Raw genomic sequence first — 18,903 nt, 5'->3', positions numbered from 1 at the left:
TTAATTAATAATGAAATTCTTCACTTTCTTTTCTAAAAGGATAACCTTTTACAAGCAATGGTGCTTTTGTTAAAGCAGTAAATACTACAAATATGAATAAACCTGCAAAAAGCAATATAGAACTTATTTCAGGAATACCTATGAACCATCTATCTCCTACTGTTGCTGGCATAATCATAACAAATATATCAATATAATGTCCAAATAATATTACCAAACCTGCCATAACCACAAACCAAGGCACGCGCTTGTAATCTGCATTCATAAGTAATAATAATGGGAATACAAAATTCATAACCACCATACCAAAAAATGGCAATTGATAATCATTAAAACGCGTTACAAAATACGTAACCTCCTCTGGAATGTTTGAATACCATATAAGCATGAATTGTGAAAACCATAAATATGTCCAAAAAATACTAAGGGCAAACATAAATTTAGCAACATCGTGTAAATGGTTTTCATTTACAAATTCTAATACGCCTTTAGATTTTAAATATATTGTAACTAAAGCTATCACTGTAACTCCACTTACAAACATACTAGCAAATACATACCAGCCAAATAATGTTGAAAACCAGTGTGGATCAACACTCATAATCCAATCCCATGACATGATAGATTCTGAATAAATAAAGAATACTAAGAATGCTGCTGAAATACGGAATGATTTTTTAAAATTACTGTTATCTTCTGCTGTATCTTGAGCAATTGAAAATTTACGTGAAAAATGTCTGTATAAACTCCAACCTGCAATAAAAATTAAGCCTCTAACTGCAAACCAACCAATATTTAACCATCCTGCTTTGCCTTGTATTAATTTGTCATGAGCCACAACTTCAGGGTCCATCCAAATAAACAAATTATAATGACCAATAGTTCCTGAAGCAACAGCTATGGCTAATACGATTAATGCACCCGGTAATACATAAGCTGTTATACCTTCCATTACTCTAAATAATACTGGAGACCATCCTGCTTGGGACGCTATTTGAATGGCATAAAAAGCTAAAACACCTAAAGCAATCATCATAAAGAAAAAAGCAGCAACGTATAAAGCAGACCACGGTCTATTAGCTATTTGGTGTTGCACGTGTTCAACATGTTCTTTATGTCCATCTACATCTGCATCATCGGCATGAACTCCTGCGTGTGTATCATGACTAGCTACTTCAGAATGATCACCACCATGATGTGCTTCAACAGCAAGCAAGGTTTCTACCTCTGCAAAAGATTTATGAGATGTCATAAAACCATAAGCAACACCTATAGCACCAATAATTATTAATGCAATAGAAAATGTCTTTAATTTATTTGAAAATGTATACATATCTAAATATAATCTTAATCTATCTTACTTTTCTAAATCTGATTTCAACTTTAACACATAAGACACAACTTGCCAACGTTCTTGTTCATTAAGTTGATTTGCATAAGAACCCATAGCGTTTTTGCCGTAATAAATAGTATGGTAAGTACTTCCTTCTGTAATAGCTCTACCTACATCATCGTAGCTTGGAATACCAAGAATTTTTTCACGTTTTACAAGATTACCTTGCCCATCTCCTTTAGGTCCATGACAAATACCACAGTAAATGTTGTATAACTCTTTACCTTTTACTAAGTCAATTTGAGTTGAATCTAACGGATTTTTTAAACTTGTTTTAGCCAAGTTGAAACCTTCAATGGTATTATCAATATCAAAAGGAACATGACCTCTTGCTACACTGCCTTCTGCTGGTAATTGTGCTTGTAATCCATTTGGAAAAGCAGCTTCACCATAAGTTTCATATCCAGCAGACTCATACATATCTGGCATGAATTGATAATTAGGTGCTGAACTCTTGTTACAGGATACTGCAACTAAAACGATTGCTATTACTAATATTTTAATTAAGCTTTTCATATTTATTATTAATGGGCTTTATCAACTAAATTAATTTCTACAGCTCCTGTGTCTGCTAACAAACTCTCTAATACTTCCGCATTTCCATCAACTGCTATTTCCATTAAAAAATGGTCGTCTGTTGTTCGTGGATCTGGATTTTCAGCATTTTTAAATGGCCACATTCTACTACGTAAGTAAAAAGTAATTACCATTAAGTGTGCGGAAAAGAAAACGGTAAGCTCAAACATAATAGGAACGAATGCTGGCATGTTTTCAATGTAACTAAAACTTGGCTTTCCTCCAATATCTTGAGGCCAATCTTCAATCATTATGAAATTCATCATAACTATTGCTACTGTTAAACCAATCAAACCATATATAAATGCTGTTATAGCTATACGTGTTGGTGCTAACCCCATAGCTTTATCTAATCCATGAACTGGAAACGGGGTATAAATCTCTTCAATGTGAAATCTCTCTGCCTTAACCTTTTTAACAGCAGACATTAATACATCATCATCGGTATAAATAGCGTGAATAACTTTTGAAGCTTCCATTGACTATGTTTAGTTTATTAATTTTTTAGCTTGTCCTGCCCAATCATCACGTTCAGCTCTTCCAGGGAAAGATTCAGTAATGGAGTCTAACAAATCATATTCTTTTTTGGTCATTCTACTAACTTGAAGGAACGTATAAATTCCAATACTGTTAAGTACTTCCTCCATTTTAGGTCCAACACCACTGATTTTCTTTAAATCATCAGCCGTTTCAGTAACCGCATCAAAAGTTCCGATACTTCCTAATAAGTTACTAACTTTTTCTGAATTATCTACTTTTGAAACAGAAGGAGTGGTAGTCGTTCTTACTTTTGGGTTAGATGTTCTTGCATCTGCTCCTGTACCTGACAAACTTTCACCACGTTCTCTAATCTTTTTATAGCTCTCACCAGAAGACTTCAAAATAGTTTTAACTTCTGCTTGTGCAATCACAGGGAATGTTCTTGCATATAGTAAAAATAATACAAAGAAAAATCCGATGGTTCCTACAAAAATTCCAATATCAACAAAGGTTGGCGAAAACATTGTCCAAGATGATGGTAAGTAATCACGGTGCAATGAGGTTACAATAATAACAAACCGCTCAAACCACATACCTATATTAACAACAATTGAAATACCGAATGAGAATAGAATACTTGTTCTTAATTTTTTAAACCACATAAACTGTGGTGAAAACACATTACAAATCATCATTGCCCAATATGCCCACCAGTAAGGACCTGTTGCTCTATTTAAAAATGCATATTGTTCGTATTCTACACCAGAATACCAAGCAATAAACAACTCTGTAATATAAGCCACACCTACAATAGAACCTGTAATCATGATAACAATATTCATTAACTCAATGTGTTGCAACGTGATGTAATCTTCTAAGCTTACCACCTTTCTCATAATAATAAGAAGTGTGTTAACCATAGCAAATCCTGAGAATACTGCTCCTGCAACAAAATATGGAGGAAATATGGTTGTATGCCATCCTGGTATAACAGAAGTAGCAAAATCGAAAGATACAATAGTATGTACTGAAAGTACAAGAGGTGTTGCTAATCCTGCAAGTACCAAAGACACTTCTTCAAAACGTTGCCAATCTTTGGCACGACCTGACCAACCAAAACTCAATAATGCATAAATTTTCTTTTGGAAAGGTTTAACAGCTCTATCACGTAGCATAGCAAAATCAGGAAGTAAACCTGTCCACCAGAACACTAATGACACAGATAAATACGTTGAAATTGCAAAAACGTCCCAAAGTAGAGGCGAGTTAAAGTTAACCCATAATGAACCAAACTGATTTGGAATTGGTAATACCCAATATCCTAACCAAGGACGTCCCATGTGAATAAGTGGAAACAAACCTGCTTGAACAACAGCAAATATTGTCATAGCTTCGGCAGAGCGGTTAATAGCCATTCTCCATTTTTGACGAAACAGTAAAAGTACTGCAGAAATTAGTGTTCCTGCATGACCAATACCAACCCACCAAACGAAATTAGTAATATCCCAGGCCCAACCAATGGTTTTATTTAAACCCCAAGTTCCAATACCAGTAGATATTGTGTATAAAATACATCCAACTCCCCAAAGGAAAGCTGCAAGTGAAATACCAAAAACTATCCACCATTGCTTATTGGCTCTTCCTTCTACAGGCTTTGCTACATCCACAGTAACGTCGTGGAATGATTTTTCACCTGCAACTAAAGGTCTTCTAATAGGTGCTTCGTAATGAGACGCCATAATTATATAATTGATTCTTTAATTAGATTTATGCTTCTGTTGTATTTCTCACTTTGGTATGATATTGCACATTAGGTTTCGTTCCAACGTACTCTAACAAGTGATACATACGGTTATCTTCTAAAAGTTTTGCAACTTTGCTTTCTTTATCATTGATGTCTCCAAACACCATAGCTCCACTACTACAAGCAGCAGAACAGGCGGTTTGAAATTCACCATCTTTAATTTCACGCCCATCACGTTTTGCATCAAGAATTGTTTTCTGTGTCATTTGAATACACATAGAACATTTTTCCATAACTCCACGAGAACGTACAACTACATCAGGGTTTAATACCATACGACCTAAATCATCATTCATATGATAATCAAACTCATCATTTCCATTGTATCTGAACCAGTTAAATCGACGTACTTTATAAGGACAGTTATTTGCACAATATCTAGTACCAACACAACGGTTGTAAGCCATATGATTTTGACCTTGTCTACCGTGTGATGTAGCTGCTACTGGACAAACTGTTTCACAAGGTGCGTGATTACAATGTTGACACATAACAGGCTGAAAAGCTACTTGAGGATTTTCAGAAGCTACTTCTAATTCACCAAATTCACTTAATGAACTTCCTAAACCTGAAATATTGTCCTTTTTATTATTATCACCTTCAAAAGACTCTTCAGATGAATAATATCTATCAATACGCAACCAATGCATATCACGGCTACGGCGTACTTCTGTTTTACCTACAACAGGTACATTATTTTCTGCATGACAAGCAATAACACAAGCACCACAACCAGTACAAGCATTTAAATCAATAGACAAATTAAAATGATACCCAATAGAACGATCAAACTCATCCCATAAATCAACATCAGGAGATGTTACTGGAGTTTCTTTATGATCTAAAGAAACCATAGGAATAGCATTCCAATGTTTCTTGTCTTTAGTATTAAAAATCTCTAAAGAAGTTTCATTAAGAATATCGCCACGACCCATTAAAGTATTGTGAAGTTGTACAGAAGCAAACTCATGTTCACCTTCTGCAGCTTCTACTGTAATATTCTGTATTGTATTAAAACCATGGTATAACGCAAACGCATTAACCCCAGTTTGCATTTCTTCTTTTAATCCTTTTCTTTTTCCGTAACCAAATGATAACCCAACAGAGCCTTTTGCTTGCCCTGGTTGAATCATTACTGGAACAGTTATAGTTGTTCCATTTACTGTAACATTAGCATAACTACCATTTAAAGCTCCATTAGCAACATGTTTATTCATTAAACCTAATGCATTGGCATCTGCTCTAGAAATTGTTAAATAGTTATCCCAAGATGTTCTTGTTATTGGATCAGGGAATTCTTGTAGCCAAGGGTTATTGGCTTGCTGCCCATCACCCATTCCCACTTTGGTATATAATGTTAATTCTAATCCTTCTGATTTTGCAGAAGATGCTAAAGCACTTGCTGCTGCTACACCAGATTTAACCGACATACCAGATACTTCATTGAATTTTGATGTACTTATTGAATTAGATGAAGTACTTGTAACAAATTGATCTTTATCTTCATCTTTAATACCAACACCTACAGCGACATCATGGATGATACCTCCAACAAACGTTCTTTTTTTCTTGTCCTTTAATTCCGTTGTAGTAGTAGTAATAGTTTGTGTTGAACCTCCATTTAAAGCTCCAATTGAAGTACCATACACAAAGCCTCCATCATGCAATGCTTGGTTAAATGAATTACCACCTAAAATATTAGAATTCCAATTGTCTTTAATATAATCATGAAAAGAAAGATCATTTCCGTTCCATTTTAATAAAACCTCTTGAAATTGTCTTGTATCAAATAAAGGACGTATTGTAGGCTGTGTTAAACCATAATGTCCTTTTTTAATTTCAACATCACCCCAAGATTCCAAATAATGTGGTGCTGCTGCAATATATTGTGTTAATGAAGACGTTTCATCTTCTTTCATTGAAAACGTAATAGACAGCTCCGTTTTTTCTAAACCCTCTACAAATTCTTTAGCATTGGACAAAGTATAAACAGGATTAACGCCACTCATTATAATAGCGCCCACATTGCCTGCTTTCATATCTTGAACTAAAGCTGAAACAGCTCTATCATTTCCTTGTCTTGTTTTTATTGGTGTATTAGGATTAAATGCTTGACTATTTAAAGCCTCATTTATTTCCAAAGCAACGGTTTGTGCGTTCACATCTTGAATACCTGTAACTACCACACCTTTACTACCAGCACTCTTTAATTGAGAAGCTGCATTTTTAATTGCTGTTTCAATAGTTTCAGGTAAATTTCCAGAAACGGAACCACCAACAATATAACTATATAATTTAGCTAAAGCTATTTTTTGTTGTGAAGGTGTTAAAGGCACACGCTTGTCTGCATTAGCACCTGTTAATGACATATTCGCTTCAAACTGAATGTGTCTTGACATTTTGCCTTGAACTGGTATTTTATTTTTAGAGTAACCAGCATCAAAACCACCACCTTGCCAGTCTCCTAAAAAGTCAGCCCCTACAGAAACAATGGTCATTGCCTTAGAGAAATCGTAATCAGCTAATCCACGTTCTCCATATTTAGCTTGATAAGCGTCTAACGCAGCTGATTCTGAAATAGCATCATAAATAACATGACGAGCATTAGCATATTTTTCTTTAAACTCAGCAATTAAATTATTAGTTGATGGGCTAGCAAAAGTTTGTGTTAACAACACAATTGCTTTCCCAGCATCATTTAATTCTGTTAATTTCTTATTTGTTTCAATATCAAAATCACTCCAAGAAATAGAGTTCCCTTCTTTTTTTGGTCCCTGAACCCTTAGACTATCATACAAGCCTAAAACTGAAGCATTTACCCTGGCATTAGCACTACCATTAGTAGCTGCCATAGTATTATTTTCAATTTTAATAGGACGCCCCTCACGGGTTTTAACTAAGACACTTGCAAAATCAAATCCATCTGCAATAGTTGTTGCATAATAGTTAGCAACACCAGGTATAATTTCAGTTGGTTGCACTACATAAGGAATGGCTTTTTTCACAGGCCCTTCACAAGCCGCCAAAGATGCAGCTGCCGTACTAAAACCTACATATTTTAAGAAATCACGACGTGTCGTAGAGCTTGCTTCCAAAGTGTCTTTATCACCTAAAAACTCATCCGTAGGAATCTCTTCTACAAACTCGTTTTGTTTTAGCGCCTCAACAATAGAACTATTTTCGTTCAGCTCCTCAACACTTTTCCAGTATTTCTTGTTTGATGACATATTATTTACTAGTTATTAGTTTTTAGCTGTTAGTTATAAAAATACTTATAACTAACAACTGATTTTTCTTTTATTAATAATGACATTTACCACATTCCAGTCCGCCCATATCAGCAACTGTTAACTTTTCTACCCCATACTTTTTAGACAATTCTTCATGAATTTTAGTATAGTATGCGTTGTCTTCAACTTTCACATCGGTAGTTCTATGACAATCAACACACCAACCCATAGTCAATGGCGCATATTGCTCAACAACCTCCATAGTTTCAATTGGTCCATGACATGTTTGACATTCTACACCTCCAACAGAAACGTGCTGTGAGTGATTGAAATAAACAAAGTCAGGAAGGTTATGAATACGAACCCATTTTACTGGTTTTGTTTCACCTGTGTATTTTTGATCTGCATCACTCCATCCTACGGCATCATATAGCTTCTGAATTTCTCCATCATAAAACTCTTTTGTATATTCTGGACTTGTTTCTCCATTATATTCGTAAACTGATTTATGACAATTCATACAAACGTTTAACGAAGGTATACCCGAAGTTTTACTTACTCTTGCAGACGAGTGACAATATTTACAATCAATACCATTATCACCAGCGTGAATTTTATGAGAAAAATGAATAGGCTGAACTGGCTGATATCCTTGATCAACACCAACCTGCATCAAATACCCAAACACAAAGTAACCGCTAGACAGCAAAAATAAAATAGCAACAACCACCATTAAAAACTGGTTTTGCACAAATGCTTGCCAAAGTGGCTTTTTTGTAGATGCTTCTGGCAAATCAATGTTTTGAGCTAAAGCAAAGCGGCGTAGTGTTTTATTTACTAAATACAACCCTAACGCTAATAACACAAATAAAATAGCAAGAGCTCCTAAAATAATTTCGTTTGAAATACCACCTGTAGCTCCTCCAGAAGCCGAACCAGTATCAGTTGCTCCTGCTGCAGCGGCCGGCGGTGCTGCCTTTTCTTCAGAAGTATACGCAATAATATTATCAATATCTTCATCTGATAATTGCGGGAATGCAGTCATTGCAGCACCACCGTACTCATCAAATATCTTATTAGCATACGCATCCCCAGATTTAATTACACCTGAACTATTACGTACCCATGAATAAATCCAATCTCTATCTAAACCTTCTTCTTCAATTAAACGTGTCTCCATGTGACGCAAAGCAGGTCCTGTCATTTTCTTATCTAATTGATGACATGCGGCACAATTTGAATTAAATAATGATTTTCCTTTTGCTGGATCTCCCGTTTGTGCGGAAAGCGAGGTTGTAAACGCTAATAATAAGACTAAGCCTAAACGAAGAAAGTTTGTACTTAATTTACGGTGAATCACCTGTTTCATATTGTTGGTTAAATTAACTTCTAAACTTTGGTATGGATTTTTCATTCGAATTTAAAAAATACACTTAAAAAAAATCTCTCGCAAAAGTAATACATAAAGTCGATTTGCGAAATGTTAGATAAGTCTTAATGGTAATTTAGATAAATTCTAAATAATAAATTAGCATATTTTTAAGTTTATAACTTTTACATTTGTACCAAATATAATAAAAATGAAAGTATTGTCTTTGAAAATTAGTTTGTTAAGTATTTTTTGTTTTTTAACATGTGGATATTATTGCAATGCCCAACAAGGTAGTGTGATTATAAACCAAGACAAAAACATTACAAAATTAATGGATGTTAAAAAAGAAATGAGCGACAATGATACGAATCGATATAAAATTCAAATCTATTCAGGGAATAGAAATGGTGCTGAATCAGCGAAGTCAAATTTTGAATCAACGTATGATCAATGGACACCAATTGTACAATTTGAAACGCCAAACTACAAAATATGGGTGGGTAATTTTGTAACAAGATTAGAAGCTGATAGAGCTCTCAAAAAAATAAAAAGTGAATTTCCTAGTGCTTTTATTTTTAAGCCAAAAAAATAAAATTTTCACAGTAAAAAGAAGCGACCCTTGGTTCGCTTTTTTTATTTATATTAATCATAATCTTCATAATCACACTCTTATTTACTGAATTTATTTTCAAAAAAAACAACCTCCCATTTTAATACTATAAGATTAGTTTTACCAAACTTGACTATTTTAACAACAGCTTTTTTCCTATTAAATCATAGCTTTTAATACTTTTTTATGGTCTAAATAATTTGAACATTAATAAACTCACTTATACGATTTAGATAAATACAAAAAAAAGAGGTCATAAGACCTCTTTAAGTATGATTAAATATAATATCTATTTATTATTTAAGCTTCTTCTTAACTTCAACTTCGTGGAAAGCCTCAATAATATCTCCTTCATTAATATCGTTGTAATTCTTAATCTGCATACCACAATCGTAACCTTTAGTTACCTCTTTAACGTCATCTTTAAATCGTTTTAACGAAGCTAACTCACCAGTATAAACAACTACACCATCACGAATTAAGCGTACTTTAGAACTTCTAAGAATTTTACCATTGGTAACCATACAACCTGCAATAGTACCAACTTTGGATACTTTAAACATTTCTCTGATTTCTGCCGTACCAGTAATCTCTTCCTTAAGTTCTGGAGACAACATACCTTCCATAGCATCTTTGAGATCGTTAATAGCATCATAAATAATAGAGTAAGTTCTGATATCTATTTCTTCTTTATCAGCAGTCATTCTTGCATTTCCAACGGGACGTACATTAAATCCAATTATAATTGCATCGGAAGCTGAAGCTAATAACACATCACTTTCAGTAATAGCACCAACACCTTTATGTAAGATGTTTACTTGAATTTCTTCAGTTGACAGTTTTTGGAAAGAATCTGTTAAGGCTTCCACAGAACCATCCACATCCCCTTTAAGAATGATGTTTAATTCTTGGAAATCACCTAAAGCAATACGTCTTCCTATTTCATCAAGTGTGATATGACGTTGTGTTCTAACGGATTGCTCTCTCTGCAATTGTGCACGTTTGGTTGCAATTTGCTTGGCTTCACGCTCATCTGCAAAAACACTAAACTTATCACCCGCTTGTGGCGCACCGTCCAATCCTAAAATTGACACTGGTGTAGATGGGCCTGCTGCTAAAACATCGTTTCCACGTTCATCATGCATGGCTTTTACCTTACCACTATTTTTTCCAGCTAACACATAATCACCTATCTTCAAAGTTCCTGCTTGCACCAATATGGTTGATACATATCCACGACCTTTGTCAAGAAATGCCTCAACCACTGTCCCTACAGCTGGCTTATCTGGGTTTGCAGTAAGCTCTAATAACTCTGCTTCTAACAATACTTTTTCTAATAACTCTTTAACCCCAGTTCCTATTTTTGCAGAAATATCATGAGACTGAATTTTACCACCCCAATCTTCTACTAAAAGATTCATTTGCGCTAAACCTTCCTTAATTTTTTCAGGGTTTGAATCGGGTTTATCAATTTTATTAATTGCAAATACAATAGGTACTCCTGCTGCTTGTGCATGTGATATAGCCTCTTTGGTTTGTGGCATGATATCATCATCCGCAGCCGCAACAATAATAGCAATATCTGTTACTTGAGCACCACGTGCACGCATTGCTGTAAACGCCTCGTGACCAGGTGTATCTAAAAAGGCAATTTTTTGACCATTATCCAACTCTACGCCGTAAGCTCCAATATGCTGAGTAATTCCACCTGATTCACCTGCAATAACATTCTCTTTACGGATATAATCCAAAAGTGATGTTTTACCATGATCAACGTGTCCCATAACCGTTACAATTGGTGCACGAGGTTTTAAGTCTTCTGGTTTATCTTGTACTTCTTCAATAGATTCCTCAATAGCGGAAGTAACAAATTCAACTTTATATCCAAACTCATCAGCAACTATAGACAATGTTTCAGCATCTAAACGCTGATTCATTGTTACCATCATCCCTAATGACATACAAGCAGAAATAATTTGAGTTACTTGAACATCCATCATAGTAGCAACTTCACTAGCCGTAACAAACTCTGTAACCTTAAGGATTTTGCTTTCAGCAGCCTCTATTTGTTGGTCTAACTCTGTTTGTTCTCTATGTAAATCTCTTTTATCTCTTCTATATTTAGCACCTTTACCTTTGTTAGATTTACCTTGAAGTTTTTCAAGTGTTTCTCGCACTTGCTTTTTAACATCCTCCTCACTAGGTTCTTCTTTTACAACATTACGACGTCCTTGCCCTGGTTTTCCTTTAAATCTATCATTTCCGCCAGGTCTCCCAGGTCTATTAGCACCACCAGACCTGCTGTCTTGAGGCCCTCCAACTTTACTGATACGTCTACGTTTCTTTTTATTAGCCGCATTATCAGATGTTTTAGTATCTGGTTTTTTATCTTCTTTTTTCTTCTTAGGCTTATTAAACTGAGAAAGATCTATTTTGTCACCTGAAATTTTCGGACCAGTAAGTTTTTGATATTTAGTTTTCAGCTTTTCATCTACAACAGGTGGTTCATCAGTAGATGTTTTTTTATCTTTAGAAACCTCTGGTTTAGGCACTTCAGTTTTCACTACTTTAGGAGCTTGAATGACTGGTCTCTTAGTCTCAATTTTTTCAACCTCAATAGGTTTTTCTTCCTTGAGTTCATTTTTTTTATCAGTCTCAACAATTGGTGGCTGCTCCATTGGAGTTTCTTCTACAGGAGAAACTTCTTTCTCCTCTTCTTTTTCTTTTAGAGGAACATTAGCGGCTTCCTTTTTCTTAGGCTCTAAATCAATTTTTCCAACTTGCTTTGGTCCAGAAAGTGTTTTAGTTGCTCTTACAACCTCATCCTGCCTAGCTTCTTGTCTTTTTAAATCTTCTAAGTGCTTTTCTTCAAGTTCACGTTCGCGTTGTTCACGCAGTCTCTCTTTTTCTTTAAGCTTCGCTTCTCCTACTTCTTTAGATGCTACTTTTTTACTTGCATCAGTTGCAAATTCATCAGAAAGAATTCCATAAACTTCTTCAGAAATTTTTGTTGTAGGTCGCTTATCAATTTCAACACCCTTAGAATCTAAAAATTCTACGGCGCGATCTAAAGAGATATTTAACTCACGTAATACTTTATTTAATCTAATTGTTTCAGCCATAAATTGCCTTTAATGTACTCTAATATTATACTATACCAAATTTATCACAAAAAAACAAATTTATTGTTTTGTGATTGCTTTGATATTATTCTTCAAATTCTTCTCTTAGAATCCTGATAACATCTTTAATTGTCTCTTCTTCTAAGTCAGTTCTTTTTACTAAATCTAACACATCTTGTTCTAAAATACTTTTTGCTGTATCCAGACCTGCTTTGCTAAACTCTTCAATAATCCATCCTTCTATTTCATCGGTAAACTCAGATAGCTCAACATCTTCTTCTACACCCTCTCTAAACACGTCAATTTCATAACCAGTTAATTGACCAGCTAAGCGAATATTATGTCCTCCTCTACCAATGGCTTTGCTTACCTCTTCTGGTTTTAAAATAACCTCTGCACGTTTTGTTTCTTCATCTATTTTTATAGAAGTTACTCTTGCAGGGCTTAATGCTCTAGTGATGTATAATTGTAAATTATTGGTGTAATTTATTACATCAATATTTTCATTTCCTAACTCACGAACAATACCGTGAATTCTTGATCCTTTCATACCAACACAAGCTCCAACAGGATCTATTCTATCATCATAAGAATCTACAGCTACTTTTGCTTTTTCACCTGGAATTCTTACCACATTTTTAATGGTAATAAGTCCATCAAAAACCTCTGGTATTTCTTGTTCAAATAATTTTTCAAGAAATACAGGAGAACTTCTAGACATAATAATGGTAGGCTTTGCTCCTTTAAGCTCTACGCTATCTATAACGCCTCTTACATTATCTCCTTTTCTGAAAAAGTCTGACGGTATTTGTTTTTCTTTGGGCAAGATAACCTCATTACCTTCATCATCTAACAAAATTACAGCTCTATGACGGATATGATGTACTTCTGCAGTATAAATTTCACCTATTAAGTCTTTAAATTGCTTATAAATGATAGTATTATCATGCTCATGAATTTTGGCTATTAAATTTTGACGTAAAGCCAAAATAGCACGACGCCCTAAATCTATCAATTTCACTTCTTCAGACACATCTTCTCCAACCTCAAAATCTGGTTCTATTTTACGTGCTGCACTTAAAGATATTTCTTGATTAGGTTCTTCTACTTCTCCATCGGCAACCACCACTCTGTTTCTCCAAATTTCCAAATCTCCTTTATCTGGATTTACAATAATATCAAAATTATCATCATCTCCAAATTTCTTTTTTAAGGCACTTCTAAAAACGTCTTCCAAAATCGCCATCAACGTTACACGATCTATTAATTTATCGTCCTTAAATTCTGAAAACGAATCAATTAACGCAATATTCTCCATAACTCTCCTTGAATTAAAATTTAATCACCACTTTAGCTTCTAAAATATCACTGTATGCAATATTTTCTTTTTTAATAACAGTTACTTTACCTTTCCCAATTGGCTTAGGCTCTCTAACTTTCCATTCTAACGAAATACCTGTTTCCGTTGTGTCCGTAATTATACCTTCTGTTTTCCCAGAAGCAGTTTTTACAGCTAAGGTTCTACCTATATTCTTTTTGTATTGTCTTTCATGAACCAAAGGTGTTGTGGCTCCTGCTGAAAACACCTCCAGAGAAAAATCATACTCATCTCTGTCAATATTATGTTCAATAGCTCTACTAACAAATATACAATCTTCTACAAGCACACCATTATCACCATCTATTATGATTTTAATATGGTTCTCACTACTAACAGTAAACTCAATCAGAAATAAATCTAATCGTTCATTTAGTGCCGTTTCTAATAAATTTTGGACTATATTTTTAAACATTTCTTAGTATAAAAAGAGGGGACTTTCCGTCCCCTCATTTCCTTAATTCGCCTTACAACGGTGCAAATATATAATTTTTTATCGGTTTTTAAAGTATTAAGTCATATATTTATATACAACTATTCTTTAATAAATATGAAAAAATTGCTCGTTCCTACAGACTTTTCGCCTCAAGCAGAAAAAGCTTTAAAGGTTGCTGCTCAATTAGCTAGAAAACATCACTGTGAAATTCATCTTTTACATATTTTAGAATTGCCAATGAATAAAATAGATCCTTTGAGTTCACATAACGAATTACCTGAAGCCGTATTTTTTATGAAATTAGCACATCAACGTTTTAAAGAATTGATAGCTAAAGATTATTTACAAGACTTAACTGTTTTTGAACATGTTGAATTTCATGAAATATTTAAAGGCATTTTTCAGGCGTGTAAAAAAAACACGATTGATTTAATAGTGATGGGATCTCATGGAAGTAATGGACTAAAAGAAATGCTCATAGGCTCTAATACCGAAAAAGTAGTACGCACCTCAGAAACTCCTGTTTTAGTAATTAAAAATGAGCATACCATCTTTAAAGCCAACAACTTCGTTTTTGCCTCTGATTTTAAGGATGAATCTAAAATTCCTTTTGAGAAAGCCTTAAAATTTGCCGAGAAATTTGAATCAAAAATGTTTTTACTTATGGTGAACACCCCTAATAAGTTTATGACAACAGCAGATGCACAAGAGCGCATGGATAATTTTACAAAAAACCTGGACTTTAAAAATTACTCATTAAATATCTATAACGATGAAACTATTGAACAAGGTATTATGAATTTTTCACAATCTATTAAAGCAGATTTAATTGGAGTGAGCACTCACGGCAGACAAGGTATTTCACATTTTTTTAATGGAAGCATTAGCGAAGATTTGGTAAACCATGCAAAACGACCTGTAATAACTTTTAAGATTTGACATAAAATCCAATTTATCAATTGAGAATTTATACTTGAATCCCTTAATCAGATTAATTATACCACAATACTCTGTACACAACATTGCTTTAAAATTTATTTTCAATTTCAGCTGCCTCTAACATCAAATAATGAAGATCTGTGTTTTTTATAAAAGGCTTTAACAATTGACTTCCTGGACCAAGCATAGCCAATTCTACATAATCAGCTGAATGTTGCATACTAATCCATCCTACAGAATTATGCTGTTTTTGTATTTCTGCTAAAACCTTAAAGGGGAGATGTCTCGGATTGTAAAGGCCATCTTCTGTTTGTAGATTAGAATAATAACTTAATAATAGTTTAGATTCTTCGTCAGTAAGAGCAAAATTATTAGCATAGTGCACTCTTTCTTTTAATTGAGTCACAGACATTTCCTTTTCTATCCCATTTAAAATCCATTCATTAGTATGTTTATATTTTTGAATTGAATCGAAATTATCATTTGCTTGATTACCATAAATAACTCCTGGATTTGCATTACCATGGTCTGTAGTTATAATAACTAATGTTTCTCCATCTTGTTCTGCAAAATCTATAGCCACTTGTATGGCTTCATCATGAGCAACTTGGTCATAAATAAGCCCTGAAATATCATTACCATGAGCAGCCCAATCCACTTTTCCTGCTTCCACTTGCAGCACAAAACCTTTAGGATGATTTTTCATTACTTCAATAGCTTTTTTAGTCATTTCAGCTAAAGTAGGCACTTTTTTAAGTAACGCATTACTATTTTCTCTATCTATAGAGTAAGGGAGTGCATCTTCATTAAACACTCCTAAAATAGGTTTACTGTTTGATGCAGAAAACATCTCGTTTCTCGTTTTAACAACCTCATATCCCTTTAAACTATAAGCTTGAAACATATCCTTTTTATCTTTCCTTTTTTTAGAAGAAAAATAATTTTGCCCACCCCCCATCATCACATCAAAATTTTGTTCCAAATACATTTCTGCAATTTCATCTTGTGCATTCCTTGTTTTTGAATTTACACAAAAACCTGCAGGTGTAGCGTGCGTAATTGGAACTGTAGTCACACATCCGGCCTTTTTTCCGGCTTGTTTAAATTTTTGCCAAATAGGAAGATGAAATTCTCCATTTTTACTCACGTTTAATGAACCATTATTAATTCTAACACCACCACCCCAAGACGAACTTGCGGCAGCAGAATCTGTTACAATAGAATTAGCAGAAGACATATCCATTAAAGCCCTCTTCACTTTGTTATCCTTGTATAATTGCAACCAGCTGGTACCTTGCCCCCTTTTTCTGGATAGATATAAATCTGTCATGTTTAAAGTACCAATACTCATCCCATCACTAACAATAATGATAATATTCTTTGCTTTTTTGTTCTTGTTTAAGAGTTGAACATTACTTGCATCAATCCCAAAAGGATTTAGCATGCTTGTTCCTAATGCGAGAATCGATCCGTTTTTAAAAAATTTTCTTCTATCCATTTATATTAGATTTTTATAAGTAACAATCTTCGCAGCTAATATAATATTTAGAACGCCAAGCTGTTAATCTTACATGTATTTTTATCCTTACAATTTTTTTAAGTCGCTAAGGCAACCAAGGCATCATAAAATAAACTCAATTTAAAAGTTGTGTTATCATAAAGATTACCCAAATAGTGTATTCCAAATTCCCAAGCCTTTGATTAAGATTTTGTTTTGTTAACAAATTTTATTTAGCAAAATACAATAACCAACCATTCCTTATCCCTTATGCACGCAACACTTATCTATATCACATTTACAATATTTTCTATTGTATAAATGCAAAACTATCAATGAAATTGTTGGTATATAAATTATGTTTTCTCCAAAAGAAAACCAAGTTGTTTTTTCGTTAATAATTACTAAAAACAACAAGCCCCAACTTAACCATAAAGCCGGTTTTACCCATTTACTTACCGTTGTATTTGTTGTATGATAAACAGCAAGAAAAGAAATTCCTAAGAAAAAATAATCTATTAGTCCCCACCAACTAGGTGTAGCACTACAACAGGTTAATAAACCGGTTTGTGCTATAAAAATAAACGGTGTAGCTACACAATGTATTAAACATAGAGCACTAGATATAACCCCGATACTATCTGCTTTTCTATTTATAAATATCATTTCAATTATTAGTTTCTAATGATAGAAATTATGTTATTCTTTAAATTATTCAACAATTTTTATATCTATGGAAGTTCTAGTTTGCCAACCAGTTTCATCTGTTATAGAATAAGCGCAGTGATAATCTCCAGTATCAATATCGTCAGGAATAGTAACACTTATACTTATTTCATAGCTTTTTGGTCCGTTTTCAATGGAATAATTTTTTATAAAAACTAAAGGATTGACAGCTGTCTTTATTTCATCTAAAACACATTCACCAACTTGATCATCATGAGTATGTTGGTTAAAATTATGATGAATATCTAAACTATATGAAGCCAATGCTTGATTATCAGTCACCATAGCCTTGAAATTATAGGTTTCACCTCTAACAAGTTCTGCACAAGCTTGTGGAAAACCTTCATTGTAATTAATAGTAATAGTTGGTTTTTCTTCATCTTTATCTGCCCCATCATCACTCGAACATGAAGCTATTATAAGTAGAGGAAGAAAAAAACATATCTTTTTTAAAGTAGATTTCATTTTATAAAATTTATAACCGCACAACACACTAAGGTATTATGCGGTGTATTATTATTTTAATTAAACAACAGGCGCTGTAACATCTATATGTGTTTCATATTCTTTGGTATTACCATCTTCATCTTCAACTGTAAAAATGATATGATACTCTCCAGCAGGTGCAGTAGGGGCAACATCTATATGTTCATGAAATTCTACAGAAGTTTGTTCGTGGTAATCACCCAAATATTCATATTCATAATCAAATTCTTCTTCGCCTTCACCAACTGAAAGTCCATCCGCATGCATATCAACAAAAATGCTATGAATACCATTTACTGCATCTATCATAAACTCTACATGAAAATCATCCCCTCTAGCTACCGTACTATCAATAGAAAAATCACTAATTGTAATTGGATGTAAAATTTCAATATGACCTTCAACTTCGGTAATGTTACCCAACGCATCAGTTACTATAAGTTCTATATGATACTCACCTTCTGGCGCTGTTGATGGAACATCTACATGCTCATGAAAAGTAGGGTTAATAACCAAATAACTTTCTTTGGTAAATACTTGTTCAAAACTCCATTTTTCTTCACCTTCTCCAACTTCTAAATCATGGTCGTGAATTATAAGGGTTATGCTACTTACGGTAGCCTCTGCACTAATTTCTGCTTCTAAATGAATATCTGATCCTATATAAGCCACAGGATCTGTTGAATGCTCACTGCCTTCTCCATATTCAAAATTAGAGATTACAGGCGCATTTAATGCTGAACTGTCGTCATCACTACTACAAGAATATAAAAAGGTTCCAAGGAAAGCAATGATAGCTAAAAATTTAAAATTTGTTTTCATAATGTTTGTTTTGATAGGGTTTGTTTTCATG

At 33.8% G+C, this 18,903-nt stretch carries 15 protein-coding genes; 2 read left to right on the top strand and 13 right to left on the bottom strand.

Going from position 1 to position 18,903, the window contains the following annotated elements; translation table 11 throughout:
- Positions 1–4: 4 nt before the first annotated feature.
- From APS56_RS12925 to APS56_RS12900, 6 genes are all read right to left on the bottom strand, one after another.
- The gene (locus APS56_RS12925; RefSeq protein ID WP_054728984.1) at positions 5–1,333 is read right to left on the bottom strand and encodes a hypothetical protein; all 1,329 of its coding nucleotides are present in this window, start codon (positions 1,331–1,333) and stop codon (positions 5–7) included.
- 24 nt (positions 1,334–1,357) lie between these two features.
- Positions 1,358–1,909, bottom strand: a complete 552-nt coding sequence (locus APS56_RS12920; protein WP_054728982.1) for a c-type cytochrome — start codon at positions 1,907–1,909, stop codon at positions 1,358–1,360.
- A gap of 8 nt (positions 1,910–1,917) precedes the next feature.
- Positions 1,918–2,448 carry a DUF3341 domain-containing protein gene (locus APS56_RS12915; RefSeq protein WP_054728978.1) on the bottom strand — a complete coding sequence of 177 codons (531 nt, stop codon included), beginning with the start codon at positions 2,446–2,448 and terminating at the stop codon, positions 1,918–1,920.
- A 9-nt stretch (positions 2,449–2,457) separates the two neighbouring features.
- Complete coding sequence (locus APS56_RS12910) at positions 2,458–4,188, bottom strand: helix-hairpin-helix domain-containing protein (RefSeq protein ID WP_082379351.1); 1,731 nt, start codon at positions 4,186–4,188, stop codon at positions 2,458–2,460.
- A gap of 28 nt (positions 4,189–4,216) precedes the next feature.
- A complete protein-coding gene (locus APS56_RS12905) occupies positions 4,217–7,480 on the bottom strand; it encodes a TAT-variant-translocated molybdopterin oxidoreductase (protein ID WP_054728974.1) in 3,264 nt (1,087 codons plus the stop codon).
- A gap of 73 nt (positions 7,481–7,553) precedes the next feature.
- Entirely contained in the window at positions 7,554–8,852 is a 1,299-nt protein-coding gene (locus tag APS56_RS12900; protein ID WP_054731386.1) for a c-type cytochrome, read from the bottom strand.
- 211 nt (positions 8,853–9,063) lie between these two features.
- On the opposite strand from APS56_RS12900, the gene APS56_RS12895 reads away from it, so the two are divergent.
- The gene (locus tag APS56_RS12895) at positions 9,064–9,447 is read left to right on the top strand and encodes an SPOR domain-containing protein (protein WP_054728972.1); all 384 of its coding nucleotides are present in this window, start codon (positions 9,064–9,066) and stop codon (positions 9,445–9,447) included.
- A gap of 314 nt (positions 9,448–9,761) precedes the next feature.
- Here APS56_RS12895 and infB read toward each other — a convergent pair whose 3' ends face one another.
- From infB to rimP, 3 genes are all read right to left on the bottom strand, one after another.
- Positions 9,762–12,587 (bottom strand): translation initiation factor IF-2, encoded by a 2,826-nt coding sequence (gene infB, locus APS56_RS12890; protein WP_054728969.1) that lies wholly within the window; start codon positions 12,585–12,587, stop codon positions 9,762–9,764.
- A gap of 85 nt (positions 12,588–12,672) precedes the next feature.
- A complete protein-coding gene (nusA, locus tag APS56_RS12885; protein ID WP_054728966.1) occupies positions 12,673–13,905 on the bottom strand; it encodes a transcription termination factor NusA in 1,233 nt (410 codons plus the stop codon).
- A 13-nt stretch (positions 13,906–13,918) separates the two neighbouring features.
- On the bottom strand, positions 13,919–14,380 hold the full coding sequence (gene rimP, locus APS56_RS12880) for a ribosome assembly cofactor RimP (protein ID WP_054728960.1): 462 nt from the start codon (positions 14,378–14,380) through the stop codon (positions 13,919–13,921).
- A gap of 135 nt (positions 14,381–14,515) precedes the next feature.
- On the opposite strand from rimP, the gene APS56_RS12875 reads away from it, so the two are divergent.
- Complete coding sequence (locus APS56_RS12875; protein ID WP_054728957.1) at positions 14,516–15,340, top strand: universal stress protein; 825 nt, start codon at positions 14,516–14,518, stop codon at positions 15,338–15,340.
- An 88-nt stretch (positions 15,341–15,428) separates the two neighbouring features.
- On the opposite strand, the gene APS56_RS12870 is transcribed toward APS56_RS12875, so the two are convergent.
- The 4 genes from APS56_RS12870 to APS56_RS12855 all read right to left on the bottom strand — a co-directional run bounded on the left by APS56_RS12870 (position 15,429) and on the right by APS56_RS12855 (position 18,872).
- Positions 15,429–16,838: an alkaline phosphatase gene (locus tag APS56_RS12870; protein WP_054728954.1), complete on the bottom strand. Its 1,410-nt coding sequence runs from the start codon at positions 16,836–16,838 to the stop codon at positions 15,429–15,431.
- 261 nt (positions 16,839–17,099) lie between these two features.
- Positions 17,100–17,504 carry a MerC domain-containing protein gene (locus tag APS56_RS12865; protein ID WP_054728951.1) on the bottom strand — a complete coding sequence of 135 codons (405 nt, stop codon included), beginning with the start codon at positions 17,502–17,504 and terminating at the stop codon, positions 17,100–17,102.
- A 45-nt stretch (positions 17,505–17,549) separates the two neighbouring features.
- The gene (locus APS56_RS12860) at positions 17,550–18,029 is read right to left on the bottom strand and encodes a DUF4625 domain-containing protein (protein WP_054728948.1); all 480 of its coding nucleotides are present in this window, start codon (positions 18,027–18,029) and stop codon (positions 17,550–17,552) included.
- Between the two features lie 60 nt (positions 18,030–18,089).
- Positions 18,090–18,872: a DUF4625 domain-containing protein gene (locus tag APS56_RS12855; protein WP_054731384.1), complete on the bottom strand. Its 783-nt coding sequence runs from the start codon at positions 18,870–18,872 to the stop codon at positions 18,090–18,092.
- Between the last annotated feature and the right edge of the window lie 31 nt (positions 18,873–18,903).

It is taken from the genome of Pseudalgibacter alginicilyticus (assembly GCF_001310225.1).
Classification (GTDB): domain Bacteria; phylum Bacteroidota; class Bacteroidia; order Flavobacteriales; family Flavobacteriaceae; genus Pseudalgibacter; species Pseudalgibacter alginicilyticus.
Note: the sequence above shows the minus strand (reverse complement) of the source record. Positions and strands in the feature narration are given on the sequence as shown.

What these genes read in the sequence shown, in the direction of transcription:
- APS56_RS12925 (WP_054728984.1), bottom strand. Translation starts at nt 1,333, where the DNA reads ATGTATACATTTTCAAATAAATTAAAGACATTTTCTATTGCATTAATA.
- APS56_RS12920 (WP_054728982.1), bottom strand. Translation starts at nt 1,909, where the DNA reads ATGAAAAGCTTAATTAAAATATTAGTAATAGCAATCGTTTTAGTTGCA.
- APS56_RS12915 (WP_054728978.1), bottom strand. Translation starts at nt 2,448, where the DNA reads ATGGAAGCTTCAAAAGTTATTCACGCTATTTATACCGATGATGATGTA.
- APS56_RS12910 (WP_082379351.1), bottom strand. Translation starts at nt 4,188, where the DNA reads ATGGCGTCTCATTACGAAGCACCTATTAGAAGACCTTTAGTTGCAGGT.
- APS56_RS12905 (WP_054728974.1), bottom strand. Translation starts at nt 7,480, where the DNA reads ATGTCATCAAACAAGAAATACTGGAAAAGTGTTGAGGAGCTGAACGAA.
- APS56_RS12900 (WP_054731386.1), bottom strand. Translation starts at nt 8,852, where the DNA reads ATGAAACAGGTGATTCACCGTAAATTAAGTACAAACTTTCTTCGTTTA.
- APS56_RS12895 (WP_054728972.1), top strand. Translation starts at nt 9,064, where the DNA reads ATGAAAGTATTGTCTTTGAAAATTAGTTTGTTAAGTATTTTTTGTTTT.
- infB (WP_054728969.1), bottom strand. Translation starts at nt 12,587, where the DNA reads ATGGCTGAAACAATTAGATTAAATAAAGTATTACGTGAGTTAAATATC.
- nusA (WP_054728966.1), bottom strand. Translation starts at nt 13,905, where the DNA reads ATGGAGAATATTGCGTTAATTGATTCGTTTTCAGAATTTAAGGACGAT.
- rimP (WP_054728960.1), bottom strand. Translation starts at nt 14,380, where the DNA reads ATGTTTAAAAATATAGTCCAAAATTTATTAGAAACGGCACTAAATGAA.
- APS56_RS12875 (WP_054728957.1), top strand. Translation starts at nt 14,516, where the DNA reads ATGAAAAAATTGCTCGTTCCTACAGACTTTTCGCCTCAAGCAGAAAAA.
- APS56_RS12870 (WP_054728954.1), bottom strand. Translation starts at nt 16,838, where the DNA reads ATGGATAGAAGAAAATTTTTTAAAAACGGATCGATTCTCGCATTAGGA.
- APS56_RS12865 (WP_054728951.1), bottom strand. Translation starts at nt 17,504, where the DNA reads ATGATATTTATAAATAGAAAAGCAGATAGTATCGGGGTTATATCTAGT.
- APS56_RS12860 (WP_054728948.1), bottom strand. Translation starts at nt 18,029, where the DNA reads ATGAAATCTACTTTAAAAAAGATATGTTTTTTTCTTCCTCTACTTATA.
- APS56_RS12855 (WP_054731384.1), bottom strand. Translation starts at nt 18,872, where the DNA reads ATGAAAACAAATTTTAAATTTTTAGCTATCATTGCTTTCCTTGGAACC.